Source organism: Paenibacillus alkalitolerans, from assembly GCF_016482785.1.
In the GTDB taxonomy this organism is placed as follows: Bacteria; Bacillota; Bacilli; order Paenibacillales; family YIM-B00363; genus Paenibacillus_AE; species Paenibacillus_AE alkalitolerans.
Map to the genome: position 1 here is coordinate 178,399 of NZ_JAEMXM010000001.1, position 23,487 is coordinate 201,885.

Below are 23,487 nucleotides of genomic sequence, written 5' to 3' on the forward strand. Positions count from 1 at the left end.
TGATGCAATGGGAGGTGATATTGATGTCCGCTGTAGGTAAGGTATTTACTTCGACAGGCACAATCTTGGTCCTCTTTATATTACTTGTCATTGTTACTCGTACGGTCTTCTTTGGCGCATAATTTCCCGTTCCAAAAAACCGCGATTCAATTCGATTCGCGGTTTTCCCGTTTATTCGAGATTATGCGTTCAGTAAAGTTGGGCCGCGAATCCAGGAAAGTCGGATACTGTTATTTCTAACCAAGAGACGGTGAGGAGATGAGGCGAACAGCGATTGAAGCTGCAGAACAATTTGTGATGAACCATTTTCCCTGTTGCAATACAGCTATATTGTCAGGGAGTGTGAGTCAAGGAAGGGAAACAATGCATTCAGATCTCGACATCGTAATAATAGATGACACTCAGCTTTTTCCCTATCGTGAATCGTTTTATGAGTCGGGATGGCCGATCGAAGCATTTGTCCTAACCAAAGATACGTATCGCGATATGTTTGAAATCAATGAATCCCGGGGTTTGCCTACGCTTCACCGGATGTGCGCCGAAGGAATCATCTTAAAAGATGATGGTACTGCAAGCGAGGTTGTCGAGATTGCGAGAGAAACCCTAAAGAAGGGGCCGCTGCCTTGGACGGCTGAAGAAATGAAACAAGCAAGATATGAAATAAGTGAATGTTTGGAAGATTTGACAGGTTCAGATTGTCATTATGAAAATATATTTATTGTCAATAAACTGGTTGGACTTGTTCATGAGTATGTGTTAAGAATGAATGGTTGTTGGATTGGAGATGGAAAGTGGGTCGTGCGTTCGCTGCAAATATACAACAAGGAGTTTACTGACCAATTTCTCCACATATTAAATGATTTTTATAAGACGGAGAGAAAAGATGCGATTATACAATTTGTCGATAATATATTAGCGCCGAACGGCGGCAGACTATTTGAAGGTTATTCGGAAGGGAAATATGTCGATTGATAAGGTAATAAACATATTTCCCTTGCATGAGAAGGTCAACAGGGATTCAACCTGTTGACCTTCTTTATCTTAGATTGAAAAATTTGGACGGCGGTTGGTGTCTAACATCAAATTCTACTACATATCATAACAATTTATTGATAAAATTTAGTTATTGTTTACTAAACTTTAGTTGAGATTATTTTAAAGGAGGAGCGGGAATGAAATCGAAGACGCAAACGCATGCGGAACGGTGGGGGTTGTTCGAATTGGCATTGGAAGGGACGGACGAAGGCAATCCATACAAGGAATGCCTACTGACCGCTATATTTCGGCATAGAGAAAGGACGGTCGATATCACGGGATTTTACGACGGTAACGGCGTATACCGAATCCGATTTATGCCGGATACGGAAGGGGAGTGGACTTACAAGACGGCCTCTAACTACCCGGAGCTGGACGGCATCACGGGCAGGTTGACATGCGGCGCTCCGGCTGCCGGAAACCGCGGTCCCGTTCGCATTCGGAACCGTTACGGTTTCATGTATGAAGACGGTACCGTCTATCATGCGTTCGGCACGACCTGTTATGCGTGGATCCACCTGAATGAGCACTTACAGGAGCGGACGCTGCGAACGCTCGCTTCGGCTCCGTTTAATAAAATCCGCATGTGCGTCTTTCCGAAGCATTACAGTTTCAACTCGGAAGAACCCGTCTATTTCCCTTTCGTCCGAACGGAAGCGGGCGAAATTGACTTCAGCCGGTTCGATCCGCGATTTTTTGCGAACCTGGAACACCGCATCCTTCAACTCCAACGGCTGGATATTGAGGCGGATTTGATATTATTCCATCCATATGACAAGGGGCGATGGGGCTTCGATTCAATGGATCGGGAAACGGACGACTTCTACTTGCGTTATGTATTGGCCCGATTATCCGCTTTCCGCAATGTGTGGTGGTCGTTAGCCAACGAGTATGATTTCATGAAGGGCAAGCATACCGAAGATTGGGACCGATTGTTTCAGATCGTTCAGCAGGAGGACCCGTACGACCATCTTCGTTCCATTCACAACGGAACCCGAATGTACGATCCGGGCAGCGTTGTCATGTACGATCACGGAAAACCTTGGGTCACGCATTGCAGCATTCAGCACTGGGACGTGACGTTAACGGCCGTGTGGCATGATTTATACAAGAAACCGATTGTCATTGATGAATGCTGTTATGAAGGAAACATACCGCAGCGCTGGGGCAATATTACAGGCGAAGAGATGACCAGGAGATTTTGGGACGGAGTCACCCGTGGAGGATATGTCACGCACGGCGAAACTTTCTTGCATCCCGAAGACGTCATATGGTGGGCGAAGGGCGGAGAACTACACGGCGAAAGCCCGAGACGCATTGCGTTTCTCCGGTCGATAATCAACGGTGCGCCCGCTGACTGCGAGCCGATTCCAGCGGTATACGATGTACCGACAATCGGGGTAGAGGGCGAATATTATTTGCAATATTTCGGTCTCCATGTTCCTGCATACCGAATGATCGAGCTGCCGGATACCGCGGAATACTCCTTGGAAATCATCGATACTTGGAACATGACGATTTCTGACGTTCCGGGGAAAGTTAGCGGAAAATTCCGGCTCGATCTTCCCGGCAAACCGTATCAGGCTGTCCGGACACGAAAAATAACAAGCGATATAAACAATAATCCAATTTGTCATAAGCAGCACTAACTAAAATATTAATAGTAATAAACAGAAAAATATTTAGTAATTACCCTAAAAACAAACTAAACTTCTCGTTGACAACGTAAAATTGCTGATGTTATCATTATTTTGTACAATGAAAGCGCTTGCCATTAATAAACTGATTCACTGAACAAAACTAAATTAATTTACAATTGGTTTAGTTGTTGAGAGAATAAAGGAGGTTGGGATCGTTGAAAACAGCGAAGGCGATTTGGATTATGTTTATTGCGGCAATGCTGCTGTTCGTTGGCGCTTGTTCGGGTGGCGGAGGGAACCAGGATGCAGCCGACGACCCGACGGTAACGGAAAATAATGAGCAAACGGAACAGAAGGTCGATGAAGACAGTAACAAACAGCAAAAAGTTGAGCTGCGCATCATGTGGTGGGGCTCGCAAATTCGGCACGACGCTACTTTGAAAGTGATTAATTTATTCCAACAAAAGTACCCTCATATTAAAATCAAGCCCGAGTACATGAGCGACGGTTACTGGGATAAGTTGAACACGGTCGTCGCCGGCGGCAACGCCCCGGATTTGATCCAGCTTGGAAACAACTATCCGGACTACGTGCTGCGCGGAGCTATAATGGATATTTCGTCACTGTACGGCAACGAACTCAAGCTTGACAGCTTCGATCAAACCGTTATCGATTCCGGAAAGATGGACGGCAAACTGTACGCAGTAAGCTTGGGATCAAATGCTTCAGGAATTATTTACAATAAGGCTTTAATCGAAAAAGCGGGAATGCAGCCTCCCAAAGAAGGCTGGACTTGGGAAGAGTTTGAAGCTTACAGCAAAGAACTGAAACAAAAGCTCGGAGACGGCTACTATCCGTTCATCGATCAATCGGCGTATACACACTATATAAATCATTTCGTACGCCAGCGGGGCGGAGCGTTATATAAGGACGGTAAAATCGCCTTCACCGCGGAGCACATCAAGGAATGGTTCACCATGTGGGACAGATTCCGGAAGGACGGGTTAATCCCGGATGCCGAAACGACAGCCGCCTATAAAGAAGGTCCGGATAATTCGCTGTTTGTCGAAGGAAAAGCCGTTATGAAAAATATTTGGTCGAATCAAGTTAACGCCTATCAGAATGCTATGACCGATGAAATCGGCATCACTCTGCTGCCGGCAGGAGGAACGACGCAAGGCATGTGGCAGCAGCCGAGCCAGTTCATGTCCGTCAATGCAAAATCGAAGCATCCGAAGGAAGCGGTCATGTTTATCGATTTCATGGTGACGGATCCGGAAGCTACCGCAATCTTAGGCAGTGAACGCGGCATTCCCGGCTCCTCCAAGGTTCGGGATATGCTTAAAGAACAAGGGACTGAAGTAGAGAAGCGGATTTACGAATATGTTGACCTGGCGCTTAAACATTCCCGTCCGATGGATCAGGAGATGGTTAACATTGCCGAATGGCAGAACGAGCTGACGGTTCAATCGCAAAAACTCGCTTTCGGCCAGAGCTCGATCGAGGATGCCGCGAAAGCGGTGTATGAAGCGGCGGTTAAAGCGGTGGCAAAAATACAACAATGATAAATTACATAAGAACGGTATGGAAGAGGGACGGAATCGCGTATTTGTTCTTACTGCCCTGGTTCATCGGATTTTTTGCACTGACGGTCGGACCTATGATCAGCTCTTTATATTTATCGTTCACCTACTACGATGTATTATCACCCCCCAAATTTATCGGGTTCGATAATTATAAGAAGATGTTTACCGATGATCCCAGGTTATTTACTTCCTTGCGGGTAACGTTCCTCTATGTGTTTACTTCGGTGCCCCTTCGGCTGTTGTTTGCACTATTCGTTGCGATTTTGCTTAACAAAGGCCTTAGAGGGTTAGGGATTTATAGAACTGTGTACTACATTCCGTCGTTGTTGGGCGGCAGCGTGGCCATTGCTGTGCTATGGCGCAAAATATTCGGAGGCAACGGCGTAGTGAATGCGATCCTGCTTGAGCTCATTGGATGGAAAGCCCCGGATTGGATCGCGAATCCGAAATATGCGTTATACTCTATCGTGGCATTGTCAGTGTGGCAGTTCGGAGCTTCCATGATTATTTTCTTGGCTGGACTGAAGCAAATTCCGCAAGAGCTGTATGAAGCGGCCGAAGTGGACGGAGCGGGCAAAATCCATCGATTCTTCGCGATTACCTTGCCGTTGCTGACGCCTGTCGTATTCTTTAATCTGGTGATGGGAATGATCGGCGCCTTCCAGGCCTTCACTTCATCTTTCATTATAAGCAACGGAACCGGCGGGCCGATCGATTCGACGTTATTTTATACGCTATATTTGTACTTGAAGGGCTTCTCCTTCTTCGAAATGGGTTACGCCTCCGCCATGGCTTGGCTGCTGCTCGTTATTATCGGTGTGTTCACCGCGGCCGTTTTCGGATCGTCGAAATATTGGGTGAACTATATGGATGGGGGGAGATAACGGTGGCGAGAGGGATCGGTATGAGGAATATATTGATCCACTGCATCATTATCGCTGTCGGCGTCATTATGCTGTACCCCATCGGATGGCTCGTCAGCAGTTCTATTAAGCCGAACAACCTGATCTTTTCGGATTTGAGCATTTGGCCGAAACAAATAACGTTCGGGAACTATTTGCAAGGATGGAACGGGGTCGGGGGCAATAAATTCAGCGTGTTCTTTGTCAATTCGTTTGCGATATGCATTTGGGCTGTGGCCGGTAATTTGATATCTTGCTCGTTGGCGGCGTATGCGTTCGGACGGCTGCAATTTTCGCTGAAGAAGCTTTGGTTCTCGCTGATGATGATCACGATCATGCTGCCGCATCACGTTACCATTATTCCTCAATATATTTTGTTTCAGAAGATGGGCTGGGTTGACAGCTATTTTCCGCTCACAATACCGAAGTTTTTGGCTACGGAAGCTTTCTTTATTTTCTTGATGATTCAATTCGTCAGAGGAATCCCGAAGGAGCTGGACGAATCTGCGATCATCGACGGCTGCGGCCCGGTTCAGATTTATTGGCGCATCATTTTGCCGTTGTCCGTTCCCGCTCTTATTACGACCGCGCTTTTCACCTTTATGTGGACGTGGGACGACTTTTTCAGCCAATTGCTGTACATCAGCTCGGCGGAGCTGTTTACGGTTCCTTTAGGCTTGCGGCTGTTTATGGATTCGACGGGAGAATCGTTCTACGGGGCATTGTTCGCGATGTCGGTTCTTTCATTATTACCTTGTTTAATCTTGTTTTTCTCCATGCAGAAATATTTCGTGGAAGGAATTTCAACTTCGGGGATTAAAGGGTGAAAAGGGGGCGCAGGAATGGATCGATATGAGAGCATGCTAGGAGAGTATATCAAGGATAACGTCGATAAGACATTGAAAGAACCCGCTCATTATTTGAAACATCCTTTCGTCGATCCCGGGTCCGTGTATGACGGAAACTTATGGGACTGGGATTCTTTCTGGGCGGTGTATGCGCTTCTAAATATGACGGAATCGCCTTCGGCGGACCATCGGTATGTAAAATATGCGAAAGGCAATATACACAATTTCTTTGATCACCAGCTCGACGACGGATATATTCCTATGATGATTGCAAAAGACCGCTATCAAGAGCCTTATTTGATTGGAAAGCATAAAGAGGGCCATGTGCTGAACATGCACAAGCCGTTCTTATGCCAGCAAATCGCGTTGATCAGCGGCTATTGCAACGATTACTCATGGATGGAAAGTTATTACGATCATTTGGAAAAATACTTCGCATGCTACGACCGTAATTATTTCCATGACCGATCTCAACTGTATGTATGGGCGGACGATGTCATGATCGGCGTCGATAACGACCCTGCGATATTCGGGCGGCCGCGCTTTTCGACTGCGGGCATTTATTTGAACGCTTTTATGGTCGGCGAATGCAAAGCGATGTCCGTCATCGCGAGGAAATTAGGGAAGCTTGAGGAGAGCGGCAGGTATAAAAGAAAAGCGGAAGCATTATGCGAAGCGATACAGAATGAATGCTGGGACCGCCGCGACAGATTCTACTACTCCGTGGATGTGGATATCAAAACCCGGCCTTATGACTGGTTTCATAAAGGGCTGGGTGTATTCTGGAACACGCTTCCGATAAAAATCCGCTCTTGGTCCGGGTTTATTCCCATGTATTCCTGTATCGCTTCACCGGAACAGGCGGCGTTCCTTGTAAGGGATCATATCATGGACTCCAATACGTTCAGAAGTCCGTTCGGCGTCAGAACATTGGCGCGGGACGAGAAAATGTACGATGTGAGAGCGACAAACAATCCGTCGAATTGGCTGGGGCCGATTTGGATCGTAAGCAATTACGTCGTATTTCGCGGTTTGATGAACTACGGTTATGCAGCGGAAGCGGAAGAACTGTGCGGGAAGACCGTGGAGTTGCTCGGGAAAGATTTGGAGCGTACGGGAACGCTGCACGAATATTACGTTCCGGAAAGCGGCGAACCGGTCATGAACGGAGGATTTCTGAATTGGAATCTCTTAGTGGTCAATATGCTGGATGAGTTAAACGGGAAGCCGCCGATGTCGGAGTTGTTCCTATCATGATGCCGGATTTGATTACGATCTCGCCAGATGCTTGAACCGGCGCACCTGGATCAACGAGGTGCTCCCTATTCCGGGGGGGCATTTTTTTTTGTCGATTTCAATCGGTCGCGGTGAGCAACGAGTAACATTTTCAGAGAGGAGATCGTCTAAGTGGGGAAAGGGGGGCCGAGTATGGGGAACATGATGAAGCTGTTGGGAGCGAGCATTTGTATTATTCTTATTGTGATGATTATTTCAGGCTGCGGCAGGGGGAATATGATCAACGGAAGCATCGGAAAAGATGATTTGGAGAACTATGTAAACAAGCTTCATAAGCTGGAGGATGTGTTTAAAGGCCATCGTGTCAAGTTTCAGTCTTCACACAGCAACGAACGGGAAGGTTTTCTGGAAATTCGCCGAATAGGCGAGCATTCCAAGCCGCTTTCGGACGAAGAGATAGCCTCCCTTAAACGATCGATCTATGAAGCCGTAGGAGGCGTGTTTCCGTTGAACATTACGGTTTATACGATTGAAGAGCAACCGGGAATATCCGGCAAAATTACGGCAATCGACAAAGACGGGCGGTTCCTGGTCGTTTCATCGGATAAGTTTTTGGACAAAGAAGAGAAGATGCCGGACGCCGCGTGGTACGCCATGTCCGACGACGCGGAAATCGAGTTTGAAGGGAAGCCGGTCAATGCGGAGGACGTGAAGATCGGTTCGTCGGTAAAGGTTTGGAGCGAAGGGCGAACAATCGAACTGGATGGGGAAAAGCACCGGCTGCTCCCGATCGCGAAAGTGTGGTTGAACGGTCAAGCGTCGGATGCTTCCGACATCGCGGTGGGCGACGCGGTGAAGATTTGGTTTGCAGGATATGAAATCGGTCCGGAGAAAATGGTGACGCAGGTGGTTATCGAACGATAGAAGAATAAGGGTCGCTCATTGATTCGCTCAACTGACAGATAGATAATGAAACATGAGAATACACCGCCGGTCAAAATAACGGCGGTTTTTATTATTTACTAAAGCAACATTATTAGAAAGAAGAGCCTATGAAAAACAGCAAATGATAAGAAATATAGTAAAAGTCATTTTGATATGAATTAGATTGTCTGGTAATCCGGCATGCAGTAATGACAGCGTGTTATGCGGGTAGTTGCACGGTATGTCCGAAAGTTCTTGAACAAATCCGCCGCGCACTTTCTGGCAAGTTAATGACTTTTGCTAAAGGGGAAGGGTCATACAGGTTCATGTGCAGAAGCCGGCAGAAGTTACTGCAAAACATTAAAGTGCATCGAGAAACTTTTCCATGATCGAGATTGAATTATTAAATACTTTGTGAAACGACCTTCTCACTTGCATGAATGTTGTAGAATGGGTCGTGAAGCAATAAATACCAATTAGAAAGGCTGGATGTTGGTGAAAGATGTAATAGAAATCCGGGGCGCCCGGGAAAACAATTTGAAGAACATTACGCTGCAGATTCCGAAATACAAGCTGGTTGTGCTGACCGGCCCGTCGGGATCCGGAAAGTCGACACTCGCCTTGGACACGCTGCAGCGGGAGTGCCAACGCCAATACATGGAATCGATGGGCATGACCGCGGAAACCGTCGCCAAGCCCAAGGTCGATTCGATTGTCGGCTTATCCCCGTCGATCAGCGTCGGACAGCATGTGACGAACCGAAATCCTCGGTCGACGGTCGGTACGGTAACGGACATCCATACGTACTTGCGCTTAGTTTACGAGAAGCTCGGCGAACGTCCCTGTCCCCGTTGCGGGACACGGTTCATGCCGTCCGGACGAGCAATCGCCGCTTTCGGCAGCCGATGACGACGGGGGGCAGGACTATGAGACCGTCCGTTGTCCGCATTGCGGGGAACAGATGGAGAGGTTTACCCGCCGTCACTTCTCGTACAATACGCCGGAGGGTGCTTGCGAAGGATGCGACGGGCTCGGTCATACCGTCAGTCTGAATATGGACGCCGTATTCGACAAGGAGCTTAGCCTGCGCGGCGGATGCGTGACGACCTGGTTCGACATGCTGATCAAATATAACATACCGATCTTGGAAGCGGCGGCGAAGCATTACGGCATCGAGTTCGACGCCAATCTGCCTTTGAAGGAGTACGGCGAGGTTCAGCGCGATTTGCTCTATTATGGCGTTGAAAGCGAGGACTTCACCCGTCGCTTCCCGGACATAAAACCGCCGAAATCAGTCAATGCCGGCAAGTTCGAAGGTGTTGTGACCGGCATATGGAGACGGTATAAGACGAACGGTGGCGAATCCGGAGAAGCGGCCTTGTTCCGCGAGAAGACGTGCGAAGCGTGCCGAGGCGCCAAGTTGAAGGAAGAGGTACGCCGGGTGACGGTCGGCGGAGCTTCGATCGCCGAGGTTTCCGGTTGGTCGCTGCACGACACGCACGCTTGGCTGGAGCGCCTCGCGCGCGAGCTGCCGCCGGACGACAAGGAGCTTACGGAATCGATCCTGCACGATCTCGCCGTTCGTACGAAGCGGATTGTAGATGTCGGTCTCGGGTATTTGACGCTAAGCAGGCAATCGATCACGCTCTCAGGCGGTGAAGCGCAGCGGCTGCGGCTTGCCTCGATTCTCGGATCCGGTCTGACCGGCGTGCTTTATATACTGGATGAACCGACGGCCGGGCTGCATCCTCGAGACACGGAGGGACTCATCAAGGTGCTAAAGCAGTTAAGGGATCTCGGCAACACGGTGCTCGTTATCGAACACGACGTCGAGATGATGCGGGCCGCGGATCACGTCATCGACATGGGGCCGGGGGCGGGGAGTTTTGGCGGCCGCGTGGTCGGGCAAGGGACGCTGCGGGAGCTTGAGGACAGCGGGGAGTCGGTCACGGGCGCCTTCCTCCGCGAAGCAAGAGGTTCGGCTGCCGCGCGCGAACGCCGTTCGGGGAACGGGCGGTATCTTCACATTCGCGGCGCTCATGCGAGAAACTTGAAGCATATCGACGTATCGCTGCCGCTCGGCTGTCTTGTCGCGGTCACCGGCGTGTCCGGTTCCGGGAAGTCGACGCTTCTGTTCGATCTCGTCGCTGCCGGCGGGCGAGACGAGCAGATGAGGGAAGGCTGCGAAAGCATTACCGGGTTCGACGCCGTGAACGGGATTGTGACGGTCGATCAGTCGCCTCTCGGCCGGATGAGCCGGTCCAACGTCGCGACGTACACAGACGTATTCACCGCGATTCGGAATTTATACGCGGGACTCCCGGAAGCGAAAGAGGCAGGCCTGACTTCGAAACACTTCTCGTTTAACACGCCTGGCGGCAGATGCGAGCATTGTCAGGGTCTCGGCGTTGTGCCGATGGACATGTTTTTCTTGCCGGGACTCGAGGTTCGCTGTCCGGTATGCCGCGGCAGGCGCTTTAAGGAGGAAGTGCTTCGCGTCGCGTATCAAGGCGTCAATATATCCGATCTGCTGGACATGACGGTGGAGGAAAGCTTGCCGCTGCTTCAAGGTCAAGGCAAGATGGACGCGCAGATCGCCCTTCTGCACGAAGTCGGTCTCGGATACTTGCATTGGGGTCAATCGCTCCGGACTTTATCGGGCGGTGAAGGTCAGCGGATTCGACTCGCCAAGGAGCTAAGCGCCAAGACGAAGCGGCATACGTTGTATTTGCTGGACGAACCTTCAACCGGACTGCATCCGCGCGATACGAAGCAGCTGCTCGTGCTGCTGAACAAGCTGGTCGACGCCGGCAACAGCGTTATCGTCGTGGAACATAACCTCGACGTTATTAAAGAGAGCGATTGGGTTGTCGACATCGGTCCCGAAGGAGGGCATGAGGGGGGACAAGTCGTCGCCGAAGGAACGCCGGAAGCGGTCGCCGCCATGGTCGAGGCGTCGCATACGGGACGATTTCTGCGAGAAGCGCTGGTAATCTGACCTCCCTCGGTTAAATTCTCTGGATCGCTTGAACGGCGATCTTTTGTAGGAATATGCAAGTATCCTTTGGTGCACCTTCTCTTTCCTAGCTGTTGGAAGAGAAGGTGTTTTTTTATTTGAAAGCGGTTTTTCGCCAGGTATACCGGCATTAACGGAAACATAACAATCATTAAACCGGTTTCATTGCTTTTGCGATAAATCATATCCATATATTGCCGGAATTAATAAAAACTCAACAAAATCATGACAGTCAGTTAATAAAACCGGTTTAATATAACCTTGTCCATTCGATGTTTCTTTAGAGAGGGGGGAGAGGGAGACTTGGCAACGATCGACGATGTGGCCAGAACGGCCGGCGTTTCGAAAAGCACCGTATCCAACGTGTTCAGCCAGAAACGCCCGATCAGCAAAGAAGTGACCGAACGCGTTCTGGCTGCCGCGCGGAAGCTGAATTACAGGCCGAATTATTGGGCGAGAAGTTTGGCGAACCGGACAACCCGCATTATCGGACTGAATATGCCGGGCGAACGGGTGAAGTTCAGTTTGTTTCACCTGTCGCTAATGAACGGCGTGCTGAATGAGTGCAGCCTGCACGGTTACCGGCTATTGGTCAATTCGCTGCCTAAATCTTATTTGAACGAGCTGCCGCACGTATCGTCGGAGCCGGTAGACGGAGATATTTTGCTCGATCCGGTGGAGAAGGACACGCGTATTGCCGAACGGATTCGAAAAAATTTGCCTGTCGTCGTTATCGGGCGGCCGCCCGGGGATTTCGAGTCGAAAGTGTCCTATGTCGACAATGATAATGTCGCCAATGGCGAGAATGCAACCCAGTATTTGCTGCGTCTCGGACACAATCGAATATTGTTCCTCAATGCATCGCGCTACAAGACCGTCTCGATAGACCGGGGGTTAGGTTACCGCCGCTCGCTCGAAGCAGCCGGGGTGCCGTTCGACCCGCAGCTTCTCATTCACAAAGATCCGGATATGACATCTTCCTCGTTCGGGTACTCGATCTCGAAGGAGATGCTCATGAAGCTTCCGGATATAACGGCGATCATTACCGATACGGATAAGATGGCGCTCGGCGTCTACCGTGCCGCATCCGAGATGGGGATCGCCATCCCGGACGATCTGTCCGTGATCGCGTTTAGCGACGATTCGGTATTCGCCCCCGAATTTAATCCGCCGCTAACCGGAATCAAGCTGTTCGGGGAGCAGCTTGGCCGGGAGGCAGCCAAGCTGCTGATTGATCAATGCGCGGCAAAGCAGCATTCGGTGAAACGTATTCTGATATCGACGGAAATGGTCGAGCGGGGTTCATGTGCAGCCGCCTCCCAAAATAAGGGGAAAATACAAGGAGGGATGAAGAATGAATAAATGGAGTAAACGAATGATTCTTGCATGCCTTACGGCGATTGTAGTTCTTACATCGGCATGCGGGGACGGCACCCCGAGCGCAAGCGACGGGGGAAGCAAGCAACCGGATCCGGCGGCAACAAACCAAACGGAAACGAAGACGGAATCGGAATCTAGTGCAGAATCAAAAACGGAGACGAATACAGATACGTTTGACCCTTTCCGCATGCCGGAACCGATAGAAGTGACTACTTTCAAGAGCGTGAGCGCGGGTGCCAAGCTGAACGCCGGTGAGACGGTCGAAGACAACCAGTACACCAAATATATTAAAGATAAAACGAATATCAGCTTTAACATTTTATGGCATGCATCCGGTCCGGACTTCGATCAAAAATCAAAGTTAGCCATATCGAGCGGTGATATCCCGGATATTCTATTCGTTAATGAATTGACGTTCCTGTCGCTCGCCGAAGCCGGTCAAATTGAAGATTTGACTGAAGTGTTCGAGAAATACGCGTCGCCATTGACGAAAGAGCTGTACGCGTCGACGAACAACAGGGCGCTGGACAAAGCAAAGTATCAAGGCAAGCTGATGGCTATCCCGAACATAAGCGTACAGGCGGATGCGGCTAGTCTGCTGTGGGTACGGAAAGATTGGATGGATAAGCTCGGTTTGAAACCGCCGGCATCGGCGGACGACATTGCGACGATCGCCAAGGCGTTCGTCGAAGGCGATCCCGACGGCAACGGGAAACCGGATACGATCGGGTTGACCGGCTCCGACGGCGCACTGTCCGTACCGGGAAAAGCGGGCCACCATAACTACAAAGGTTTGTTCATGGCATACAACGCGTACCCTGGGAATTGGATCAAAGATAGCTCGGGCAGTATCGTCTACGGCTCCATTTTGCCTGAAACGAAGCAAGCGCTTGGGAAAATTCGGGAATGGTATGCGGCCGGTCTCATCGATAAGGAATTCGCGTTACGCAAAGATCTCAATCAACCGGTCATCGGCGGGCAGGCGGGAATGTTTTTCGGACCGTGGTGGTCGGGAGGCATGGCGGCGGATACGATGACCAACAATCCGAAGGCGGAGTTTGAACCGTATCTTATTCCCGATGCCAATGGTCAATACAACAACCTGATGGTGCCGGTCAGCAATCGATTCATCGTCGTAAAGAAGGGGATGAAGCACCCGGAGGCGGCCGTCATTTACGCCAACACGTTCATTGCCGCTCAGCGTAAAGCCGACCCGGACGCTTTGAAATTGGACTTTACGGTAAGCGCCGAATATTGGCCGATCGGCAACGCAACCTTCGATTATGCGGACGCTGTGGAAAGAAAGTCAGAAACATTGAAGAAAGCATTAGCCGGAGAGATTAAGCCCGAAGATTTAAACCCCGAGATGAAACAATTGTACGATAACGCAGTCGCCGATAAAGCGATTCCGAAAGCCGATCTGAAAGTTTGGCGGTCGTTCTACGGATATACGGCACCGGCCGAGTTGCTGAAACAACCGATGAACCAGGTTTACAGCGAGTTTACGGCGACAACGAAAACGATGGAACGGAAATGGGAGAACTTACAGAAGCTTGAGAAGGAAACATTTTTGAAAATCGTTATGGGTGAAAAGGAGCTGGACGCTTTCGATCAATTTGTGGCCGATTGGAAGGCGCAGGGAGGCGACGAGATCACGAAGGAAGTGCAGGAGGAAGTCTCCAAACTCCAGAAGTAACGGGTGATCCGACATATGAACATGAAATCGTATCATAAGCATTATCATCTGATGCTGCTTCCGGGTGTCGTGCTTCTTATCATCTTTCAAGTCATTCCGATGTTCGGAATCGCGATCGCTTTCCAGGATTTCAAAATCGGCAGAGGTATATGGAATTCCGAATGGATCGGTTTGGAAAATTTCATCTACTTGTTCGAGATCCGCGACAGTGGAATTATCTTCTATAATACTGTGTTCATCGCACTTTGCAAGATCGTTGCCCACCTGATCGTTCCGCTCGTATTTGCGTTGATGTTAAACGAAGTCCGGATCATGGCATTCAAAAGATGGGTACAAACCGTCGTTTATTTGCCTCACTTCATTTCATGGGTAATTTTGGCCGGTATCGTCGTCGACATGCTTTCGCTGAACGGGATCGTCAATCAGACGCTGAAAGCGTTCGGCGTCGAACCGATTATGTTTATGGCCAGCAACGCGTGGTTTCCCGCGATTGTCGTGGGCAGCGATATATGGAAAGAATTCGGCTTTGCCGCCATTATTTACTTGGCTGCGCTTGCCGGAATTAATCCGGCATTATACGAAGCGGCGGAAATTGACGGGGCCAGCCGCTTCCAACAGCTGCTGTACATTACGCTGCCCAGTCTTGCGACGACGGTCGTTTTGCTTGCGACGTTAAGCATCGGTAACATCCTGAATGCCGGCTTCGATCAAATTTTTAACTTGTACAATCCGCTTGTGTACGAATCCGGAGACATCATCGATACGTTCGTATATCGAGTCGGTCTTGTTCAAGCGCAGTACGGTTTGGCAACGGCCGTCAGTCTGCTCAAATCCGCCATCGGGTTTGTTTTGATCATCATTTCGTATGCGCTGGCTTACCGGTATGCAAATTACAGAATTTTTTAAAAAGGCGGTGAAAGTTGATGGTCCGGGATCGAACGTTGTCTGCTCGATTGTCCGAAATGCTGCTGCTTGCGGTGATGCTCGTTATTTCATTGATTTCGCTTGGGCCCGTTCTGCATACGGCCGCCGTATCGTTTAGCGATAATGCGGCAGCGGCAGGAGGTTTCGTCAAACTGTGGCCGGTCGGGTTCTCATTGGAATCGTACAAAAAAATCATGGAGGAACCCCATTTCATCCATTCGTTTTACGTTTCCGTCAAGCGCGTTCTGATCGGCGGCGCCATCAACTTCGCCTTGACCGTGCTTATGGCGTACCCGCTTTCTAGAAGCACCAAAGAGTTCCCGTATCGGAACGTATATATGTGGTTTTTACTGTTCACGATGCTGTTCAGCGGGGGAATCATTCCTCTGTATTTGACCGTCAAGACGCTCGGCATGTTCAACACGATTTGGGCGCTTGTGCTTCCGGGAGCGGTGCCGGTGTTTAATGTGGTCTTGTTGATGAACTTCTTCCGGAACATGCCGAAAGAATTGAGCGAAGCGGGATATATCGACGGAGCGGGGCCTTGGTATATGTTGGCCAGAATATTCGTGCCGCTGTCGCTGCCTTCGCTTGCGACCGTAACGCTGTTCAGCATCGTCGGACATTGGAACTCCTTCTTCGACGGTCTCATCTTCATGCGGAGCGTGGAAAACTACCCGCTGCAAACCTATATTCAGCAGCTTGTCGTGCAGATCAATTTGCAGGAGCTTGATTCCACCCAAGCGGAGCTGCTGCAGAAAATATCGGAGAAAACTTTAAATGCGGCGAAAATCGTCGTCTCCATGGTGCCGATCCTCGCGGTTTATCCGTTTCTGCAAAAATATTTCATTCACGGCATTATGCTCGGGTCCGTGAAAGAGTAATGAACAGGGGAGAATGAAGCTTGATGGATATGACCGTGATGACATTCAATCTGCGGCATGCAACCCCGGACGACGGTAATAATTATTGGTCGAACCGGATCGGCAAGGCGGCTGCTATTATAAAAGAGCATTGCCCTCTTGTGATCGGTACCCAAGAGGGTTATCATTCGATGCTTCTTGATTTGGAGCCGTACCTAAACGATTATGCATGGGTAGGAAGCGGCCGTTTCGGTGAGCACGATAATGAGCATTGCGCGATTTTTTATCATAAGGGCATGCTGGAAATCGCAGAGCATGGACAGTTTTGGCTGTCGGAAACCCCGAATGTCGTCGCCTCGAAAAGCTGGGACAGCTGGTTTCCTCGAATATGTACATGGGCTCGTTTCACAATAAGCGGTAAGGGCGAATCCTTTTATATTTACAACACGCATCTCGATCACTACAGTCAAGCGGCTAGAGGCGAGGGCGGCAGGCTCATCATGGAGCGAATGCAACGTCAGCGAAGTCTGAACGGCGTATCGGCAATCTTGACCGGAGATTTCAATAGTGTACCGGGCGACCGGCCGATCCGCTTGCTTCGCGGGGAAGAGGGCAGAGTCGCTTCGGAGATGAGGCTGGTCGACGCTTATTCGCTTATGGAGGGCAATCCCGGCCTCACCGCGCACAGCTTTGCCGGAGGTGTCGATGGAGAGCCGATCGATTATATTTTCGCGACGCCGGAGTTTCGAATCATTGACGTATGTGTCGATCGAAGGGAAATCGACGGCGGCTATCCGTCGGATCATTACCCGGTAGTGGCGAAGCTTCAGATAGATAACGATTAAGCAACAATCGATTATATCGCACATGCTGGCGCTTGGATGCGCCAGTTTTTTGTTGACAGACTGTCTATAGATTCAACTGACTTAGTACGCTGAATCGAAGAAATTTCGGTTCCAGAGTCGCGAAAGCCCTTTTCAGACGCTGCAAGCGAAGAAATTTCGGGTGACGTTCGTGCCCTCAATTAATCGACAGTCTCACTTTGGACCCTATCCGGCTTCGGGTTTCCCGAGACCCGGATACGTTAGGAAGTTTGTGTAAACATTCGACAACAGTTCTATCACGTACCGGATAATGCAGGGTTAAAAAAATAAAAAAACATTCCTTGACAGGAATATACCGTTTTGGGTATATTATAACCAAGGGATTGACAAGCTCCCATAAAAAACTTTGAGGTGATATGAGATGGCAGTTAAATCGAATAACATTTTTGTAAATTTGCCCGTGAAAGATCTGAAGAAAACAAACGAGTTTTTCTCACAAATCGGTTTTGAATTTAACGCGCAATTTTCTAATGAAAATGCAACGTGCATGGTAATTAACGAGAACATCTTCGTCATGCTGCTGGCTGAAGAGTTTTTCAAGACATTTACTAAGAAAGATATCGCCGATGCCACGAGAAGTACGGAAGTACTTATCGGATTGTCGGCCGAAAGCAAAGAAAAAGTGGATGAGATGGTCAACAAAGCGCTGTCTGCCGGAGGAAAGCCTGCCAACGAGCCGCAGGATCACGGTTTTATGTACGGGTGGAGCTTTCAGGATTTGGACGGCCATATTTGGGAAGTTATTTATATGGATCCAAGCGCGATTGCCTAATGCACGCGAGCAAGAGCTAAGACGGCCGGTTCCGGCCGGACTTAGCTTTTTCTTCTGCTCAACTATCTGACAAAGTAACCGATGATCATCATCACGAGACCGAAAATCGCAGCCCCGCGTTTCACGCTTTTATTTTCTTTCGGCCGTAAAAATAAGCTGACGATAAAGCCTAACGGGATTACAAGTCCGTTCAAGTTAAAGTAGAAAGCGCCTAGAATGTAGTACCCGAAAAGCTTCAGCACCAGTAAATCCTCGTCTTGTTCGCGGTTTTTGTACAGCAAGAAAACGGCGCCGATCAAGACCAAAGTCCAAAAAATAAAATACATCATGTTCCTCCTTCCAATAAAATTATACTTATACTACGCTTGTATATGGAAGAAGTTCCTCATTTTATCTGACGGGGTGAAAGCGAGTGATATTTTCGGATGGTCTTGTAATTGCAGTAAGCTCAAGCCCGACCCATTCCTTTAGCAAAGAGAACCAAGAAAGCATTTCACTGCTTGCGGGATTGGGTGTTGCAGAAGACGCGCATTCGGGCGTTACGGTCAAACATCGTTCCAGAGTAACCGTTGATCCTTCCCAACCCAATCTCAGACAAGTTCATCTTATTCATTCCGAATTGCATGACGAGCTGCGGACGAAGGGCTTCAATGTCTCCGCAGGTCAAATGGGGGAGAATATTACTACGCGCGGAATTGAACTGTTGAAGCTTCCAAGAGGAACACGTCTTCATATTGGCAATACCGCAATAGTTGAAGTAACCGGCCTTAGAAATCCGTGCAAGCAATTGGACGATTTTCAAACAGGTCTGATGTCGGCGGTATTAGAGACGGACGAACAAGGGAAATTGATTCGCAAAGCGGGGATTATGGGAGTAGTTATAGCGGGAGGAGAGGTAAAACCGCTGGACCGGATTAAGGTTTCGCTCCCTGATGAACCATATTTGCCGCTTGAACGTGTGTAATCATGCCAAGAGGTGCTCTCGATGCACCTCTTTTTTCTTTAAACGATAAAATCGCCAAATTTCGGCAAAATCTCCTATGGTCAAACATAATGAGAGCGGATACAATTGGACCATGAATAGAATTATCGATAATCGTTAATCGGTAATGACCAATAAGAAAGATGGTGAGGATAAGGACTTTAAAACGGCTTAGGGAGCTTCTTCTGTAAAGAATCCATGTCGAGCAGTATGAAGCCACTCAACTGAACTAACGCATTTCATCTTAGTGCATTAACATGTGTTAAGGGGGAAGTGGAGGTATGCAAAACCAAGGTCTTTTATTCAAGAACGAGGTTGTCCTCAAGTTGATGAGAGATCGTTATATGTCTGATCTAGTCTCCGATAAAGGAAATGCCAAGCAAAATTTAAAAGAGAATCTCACCTACTTGCAATTAAATCCGTACTTCTCCTTTCCGACAGTGGCATTGATTGAGCCGGCAGGCTCTTTGCGGGAAGAGGATGAGAAGCGGCAAATAAAACATCAGATCAGAGCTTTCTTGGAAGAACATCTATCTAATGACTGCATAGTGTTCCTAGATGAGTCCGGGCGAATCGGGATCTTGTTCTCATGGGTATCGAAGGAAGTAATGGAAGCTGTCCGAACGATGCTGAAAAAATATTTTGCGAACCCGGTAAATATTGGTGTGGGCAAGCCGTGCAACCAACTCTCGGTAATACATTCTTCATACACGGAAGCTTCCCACGCACTGCAATATAAATTTTACAAGGGAACGGGACAGATCATTTATTTCAGCGAGCTTGGAAAATATGAGTCATCCGGTGACTATCCGGCGGCAAAAGAGCAAGAGCTGTTCCAATATATTAGATCCGCGAAGTGTCCGTCCGAAATCGAACAGGCCGTCAATGAATTCTACCAATATATTTTACGGAACGGCCCGGTCGAAATAATAAACATTTACGAACTATCGATTCGTCTTCTGGTGGGAATCGAAAAGAGGATTCTTGCCGCAGATCTTAAAGGCGGTTACAAATCTTATGAAGTTATGTCGATAATCAAGATGGAGACGCTGCAAGAAATAAAACTCTACGTCAGCAAGTATTTAACGGATATTGCGGAAATACTCTCCCAAAACGCAAGAGTGAACCACCGAAGCATTATCAAGAAGACGATTCAATATATGGAGCAGGAATGCCAGCACGCAACATTGCACAGCGTTGCAAAGAAGGTATATATGACTCCCGCGTATTTGAGTTTGCTTTTCAAAACAAACACCGGCAAAACGTTCATTGAACAGTTGACCGATATCCGAATGGATAAGGCCAAAGATATGTTGAAAAGCACGCATTTAAAAAACTACGAAGTGGCAGTAAGAGTCGGATACCATGATTCTAGATATTTCAGCCAAATATTTAAGAAAAAGGTCGGCGTTTCGCCCAGCGAATATCGTGCATCGCTAGGGCATTAAGAAATCTTTATCTCTAAAAAAAACAAACATTTTCGTAAAATCGTCACCTGTCAATATGAAAGCGGTTTCTGATATATTAAGTTCACTTGGGTTATGAGGGGTGAGACATATGGGATAAACTCAGCCGCAGTAAGCAAGCTTTCGTTATGGACACGATTGGTTCGAAAGAAAAAGAATAACTCGTACGAAACCAATATAGCGGGTTACGTATTTATTTCGCCCTGGTTAATAGGTTTTCTACTGCTTACGCTTTGGCCGATTGCTCAGTCTTTCTACTTATCCTTCACCGAATACTCCCTTTTAGCCGATCCGATTTGGGTAGGTACCGAAAATTACAAGAAAATTTTTACCAAAGACGCGCTGTTCGGCAAATCGCTAGCTGTCACATTTACATTCGTACTGTTTTCCGTTCCTCTCAAACTGTTTTTTTCGTTAATGGTAGCCATGCTTCTTAATAGAAGGTTAAAGGGCATGAACCTGTACCGGACGGCGATTTACTTTCCATCCTTAATTGGCGGCAGTATTGCCGTATCCGTTCTTTGGAGAAACATGTTCGGTTTAGATGGCTACGTGAACCAAGTACTTGCATGGTTCGGTATTCAAGGTGTCGGTTGGATTACAAATCCGGACACCGCGCTTGGTACGCTGATCCTATTGAACACTTGGCAATTCGGTTCAACAATGGTGATTTTCTTGGCCGGATTAAAGCAAATTCCACAGGAGCTGTACGAATCGGCCTCCGTGGACGGAGCAGGAAGATTGAGGAAGTTCGTCAATATTACGCTTCCAATGCTTTCACCGGTCATGTTTTTCAACCTTGTGCTTGGCGTAATCGGCTCGTTCCAAATGTTCACGTCGGCGTTCATCATTACTAAAGGCGGACCGGTCCAATCGACGTATATGTACGCCTTGTTCCTTTACGAGAAAGCATTCAAGCATTATCAGATGGGCTATGCTTCCGCACTGGCTTGGATACTGCTTGCGATTGTTGCCGCCTTAACCGCGCTTAACTTCTTTGCTTCGCGTTACTGGGTATTTTATGAGGCGGATGGGGGGAAGTCCAAATGAATGCGTTGCGCCCCAAACTTTCGGTACTCGGCAACCATTTGTTCTTATCGAGCTTCTCGCTGCTGATGCTGTATCCGGTGATTTGGTGGATCGGGGCATCCTTGAAAAAAACCGAGGAAATGCGTTTGCCTACCATTTGGCCGGAGACGCCTATGTGGGGAAATTACACGAAGGGTTGGAATTTCTCCGCCGAGTTTTCATTCGGGCACTTCTTCGCCAATACGTTGATGATGGAGTTTTGGAACGTACTGGGCGGGGTGCTGACCAGCGCCGTAGTGGCTTACGGCTTCGCCCGATTGAATTTTAAGCTTCGCAGCTTTTGGTTCTCGATTCTCCTCCTTACGATGATGCTGCCGGGTCAGGTAACGATCGTTCCGCAGTATATTTTGTATAACAATTTGGGTCTTGTGGACAGTTATATTCCGTTGATTTTACCGCATTTCTTCGGCGGCGGGGCATTTTTCGTCTTTCTGTTGGTTCAATTTATCAGAGGTATTCCGAAGGATTTGGACGAAGCGGCAAAGATAGACGGTGCCTCGGTTTACGGAATTTTCCTCCGGGTTGTTTTTCCATTAATTAAACCGGCGTTGGTCACGGTGGCCATCTTCACATTTATTTGGAGTTGGGATGATTTTTTTGGGCAAGTGCTGTATTTGAGCTCCGTCGAGAAATTTACCGTCGGCTTGGCATTGAGGATGTTTATCGACCAGTTTGAAATTCAGTGGGGGCAGCTTTTAGCGATGTCGCTGCTCTCGATTGTTCCGTCGGTCATTGTATTTTTCCTAGCACAGAAGCATTTCGTCGAAGGAATCGCCACTACCGGTTTAAAAGGATAATCATTACAGTCAAGAGAGGGGTAATGAAATGAAGGGTGATCGTTTGCGGGCAAAGGGGTTGACTTTGCTGATGACTATTGTTCTGTTGCTTGTAACGGCTTGCAGCGGGGGCGGGCAAGAAGCGGGAACAGAAGTCCAGGAGGAACCGGCGGCTGAGTCCGGGGAGAAATCAAACAATAACGCAAAGCTTAGCATTATGTGGTGGGGACCGGATGCAAGACACGAAGCCACATTGAAAGCGCTCGAAATTTATACGAAGCAGCATCCTAACGTCACGTTTACGCCGGAATATCTGGCTTGGGACGGGTATTGGAGCAAATTGCCTACGCTTGCGGCGTCGAAATCAATGACGGACGTGCTGCAGATGGACGCCGCTTATATTAAGGAATACGTGGCGAGAGGCACGCTTGAGGATTTGTCCGACATTGATCTTAGCGGTATCGTTGATCCTAAAGTAATCGACAACCTGAAGATCGACGGTAAGCTGTATGGCATTCCGCTTAGCCAAAATGCGCAAGGTATCGCGTTCAACAAAGCCGAACTCGAACAATTCGGCATTCCGCTGCCGCAAAAGGATTGGACATGGGACGACTACTTCAACTGGGCTAGGGAGGCTCGCAAGAAACTGCCGGAAGGCCAGTATCCGATCGGTGATACCACCACTTGGGACTGGTATCAATATTACCAAGCGTCCATGGGTAAAGGCGAGATCATGGCGGACGGCGGAAAAACATTCAATCTCGACAAAGAATTATTCATGAAGTTTTTCAACACTTATGCGGAATTCCGCAAAGAAGGCATTGTTCCGCCGGCGGAACAAGCGGCGGCGTTTGTGGAAAACGATCCGCAAGCGGATCCGATGGCATCCGGCGTCGTTATGACCCGCGGCGGTACAACAGGTTCCGTAAGCGTGCTGGAAACATTAATGCCAGGTAAAGTAGATGTCGTCAATGTTCCAACGGGACCTGCAGGCGGCGGTTGGGCGCAATCCACGATCTTCTTGAGTGTCAGCGCGAACTCAAAGTATAAGCAAGAAGCAAAAGAGTTTGTTCGGTGGTTCATTACGGATAAGGAAGCCGGTCAAGCGCTTCGTCTGACCCGCGGCATTCCGATCAATCCGGAAATTTATGCAGAGCTTGAACCGACGCTGGAACCGAAAGATAAGCTCGGCAAGAAAATATATGACGTCTCAGTCGATAAAGCGATGCCATTCTTCAGTGCCGCCCCAGGCTATACGGAATGGGTAGACGCTTTCAAAGCGGAGATGGAAGCAGTTACTTACGGCCAGCAATCGATAGAGGAAGCTTATAATAAAATCAATCAAATGGGTCAAGACCTGGCAGCTAATGCAGCCAACAAATAATAGCTGACAGAGTGCGCAATTTTTTTCATTCCCGAATTAACGGAAAAGCGTTCCGTTAATTCGGGGTTTCTTGCTACATTAACT

20 protein-coding genes and 1 pseudogene are annotated in these 23,487 nt (G+C 48.6%); 20 read left to right on the forward strand and 1 reads right to left on the reverse strand.

What is annotated here, in order from left to right; translation table 11 throughout:
- Positions 1-23: 23 nt before the first annotated feature.
- From JET16_RS29870 to JET16_RS00865, 15 genes and pseudogenes are all read left to right on the forward strand, one after another.
- Positions 24-122, forward strand: a complete 99-nt coding sequence (locus JET16_RS29870; RefSeq protein WP_233530911.1) for a YjcZ family sporulation protein — start codon at positions 24-26, stop codon at positions 120-122.
- 136 nt (positions 123-258) lie between these two features.
- On the forward strand, positions 259-972 hold the full coding sequence (locus tag JET16_RS00800; RefSeq protein WP_199613676.1) for a nucleotidyltransferase domain-containing protein: 714 nt from the start codon (positions 259-261) through the stop codon (positions 970-972).
- Positions 973-1,172: 200 nt separating this feature from the next.
- Positions 1,173-2,684 (forward strand): DUF5605 domain-containing protein, encoded by a 1,512-nt coding sequence (locus tag JET16_RS00805; protein WP_199613677.1) that lies wholly within the window; start codon positions 1,173-1,175, stop codon positions 2,682-2,684.
- A 206-nt stretch (positions 2,685-2,890) separates the two neighbouring features.
- Positions 2,891-4,240 (forward strand): ABC transporter substrate-binding protein, encoded by a 1,350-nt coding sequence (locus JET16_RS00810; RefSeq protein WP_199613678.1) that lies wholly within the window; start codon positions 2,891-2,893, stop codon positions 4,238-4,240.
- The gene (locus JET16_RS00815; protein WP_199613679.1) at positions 4,237-5,145 is read left to right on the forward strand and encodes a carbohydrate ABC transporter permease; all 909 of its coding nucleotides are present in this window, start codon (positions 4,237-4,239) and stop codon (positions 5,143-5,145) included. The genes JET16_RS00810 and JET16_RS00815 overlap by 4 nt, the downstream gene beginning before the upstream one ends.
- A 20-nt stretch (positions 5,146-5,165) precedes the next feature.
- Complete coding sequence (locus JET16_RS00820; RefSeq protein WP_199614238.1) at positions 5,166-5,990, forward strand: carbohydrate ABC transporter permease; 825 nt, start codon at positions 5,166-5,168, stop codon at positions 5,988-5,990.
- Between the two features lie 15 nt (positions 5,991-6,005).
- Entirely contained in the window at positions 6,006-7,268 is a 1,263-nt protein-coding gene (locus JET16_RS00825; protein ID WP_199613680.1) for an MGH1-like glycoside hydrolase domain-containing protein, read from the forward strand.
- 171 nt (positions 7,269-7,439) lie between these two features.
- On the forward strand, positions 7,440-8,171 hold the full coding sequence (locus JET16_RS00830) for a hypothetical protein (RefSeq protein WP_199613681.1): 732 nt from the start codon (positions 7,440-7,442) through the stop codon (positions 8,169-8,171).
- Positions 8,172-8,660: 489 nt separating this feature from the next.
- Positions 8,661-11,169, forward strand: a pseudogene (uvrA, locus tag JET16_RS00835) (excinuclease ABC subunit UvrA).
- 321 nt (positions 11,170-11,490) lie between these two features.
- Positions 11,491-12,549: a LacI family DNA-binding transcriptional regulator gene (locus JET16_RS00840; RefSeq protein WP_199613682.1), complete on the forward strand. Its 1,059-nt coding sequence runs from the start codon at positions 11,491-11,493 to the stop codon at positions 12,547-12,549.
- Positions 12,542-14,263: an extracellular solute-binding protein gene (locus JET16_RS00845; protein ID WP_199613683.1), complete on the forward strand. Its 1,722-nt coding sequence runs from the start codon at positions 12,542-12,544 to the stop codon at positions 14,261-14,263. The genes JET16_RS00840 and JET16_RS00845 overlap by 8 nt, the downstream gene beginning before the upstream one ends.
- 15 nt (positions 14,264-14,278) lie before the next feature.
- Positions 14,279-15,169 (forward strand): ABC transporter permease, encoded by an 891-nt coding sequence (locus JET16_RS00850; protein WP_199613684.1) that lies wholly within the window; start codon positions 14,279-14,281, stop codon positions 15,167-15,169.
- A 17-nt stretch (positions 15,170-15,186) separates the two neighbouring features.
- Positions 15,187-16,071, forward strand: coding sequence for a carbohydrate ABC transporter permease (locus JET16_RS00855; protein WP_199613685.1), 885 nt, complete (start codon positions 15,187-15,189; stop codon positions 16,069-16,071).
- A 23-nt stretch (positions 16,072-16,094) separates the two neighbouring features.
- Positions 16,095-16,895 carry an endonuclease/exonuclease/phosphatase family protein gene (locus JET16_RS00860; protein ID WP_199613686.1) on the forward strand — a complete coding sequence of 267 codons (801 nt, stop codon included), beginning with the start codon at positions 16,095-16,097 and terminating at the stop codon, positions 16,893-16,895.
- A 400-nt stretch (positions 16,896-17,295) separates the two neighbouring features.
- Entirely contained in the window at positions 17,296-17,706 is a 411-nt protein-coding gene (locus JET16_RS00865; RefSeq protein ID WP_199613688.1) for a VOC family protein, read from the forward strand.
- A 62-nt stretch (positions 17,707-17,768) separates the two neighbouring features.
- Here the strand turns inward: JET16_RS00865 and JET16_RS00870 are convergent, their stop codons facing one another.
- The gene (locus tag JET16_RS00870; protein WP_199613689.1) at positions 17,769-18,035 is read right to left on the reverse strand and encodes a hypothetical protein; all 267 of its coding nucleotides are present in this window, start codon (positions 18,033-18,035) and stop codon (positions 17,769-17,771) included.
- 86 nt (positions 18,036-18,121) lie between these two features.
- Here JET16_RS00870 and JET16_RS00875 point away from each other — a divergent pair, with 86 nt between their 5' ends.
- The 5 genes from JET16_RS00875 to JET16_RS00895 all read left to right on the forward strand — a co-directional run bounded on the left by JET16_RS00875 (position 18,122) and on the right by JET16_RS00895 (position 23,403).
- Positions 18,122-18,670, forward strand: coding sequence for an MOSC domain-containing protein (locus tag JET16_RS00875; protein WP_407673073.1), 549 nt, complete (start codon positions 18,122-18,124; stop codon positions 18,668-18,670).
- Between the two features lie 362 nt (positions 18,671-19,032).
- Positions 19,033-20,136: a helix-turn-helix domain-containing protein gene (locus JET16_RS00880; protein ID WP_199613693.1), complete on the forward strand. Its 1,104-nt coding sequence runs from the start codon at positions 19,033-19,035 to the stop codon at positions 20,134-20,136.
- Between the two features lie 156 nt (positions 20,137-20,292).
- Positions 20,293-21,204, forward strand: a complete 912-nt coding sequence (locus JET16_RS00885) for a carbohydrate ABC transporter permease (protein ID WP_233530914.1) — start codon at positions 20,293-20,295, stop codon at positions 21,202-21,204.
- A complete protein-coding gene (locus JET16_RS00890; protein WP_199613696.1) occupies positions 21,201-22,040 on the forward strand; it encodes a carbohydrate ABC transporter permease in 840 nt (279 codons plus the stop codon). The genes JET16_RS00885 and JET16_RS00890 overlap by 4 nt, the downstream gene beginning before the upstream one ends.
- 70 nt (positions 22,041-22,110) lie before the next feature.
- On the forward strand, positions 22,111-23,403 hold the full coding sequence (locus JET16_RS00895; RefSeq protein ID WP_233530915.1) for an ABC transporter substrate-binding protein: 1,293 nt from the start codon (positions 22,111-22,113) through the stop codon (positions 23,401-23,403).
- The last annotated feature ends 84 nt before the right edge of the window (positions 23,404-23,487 follow it).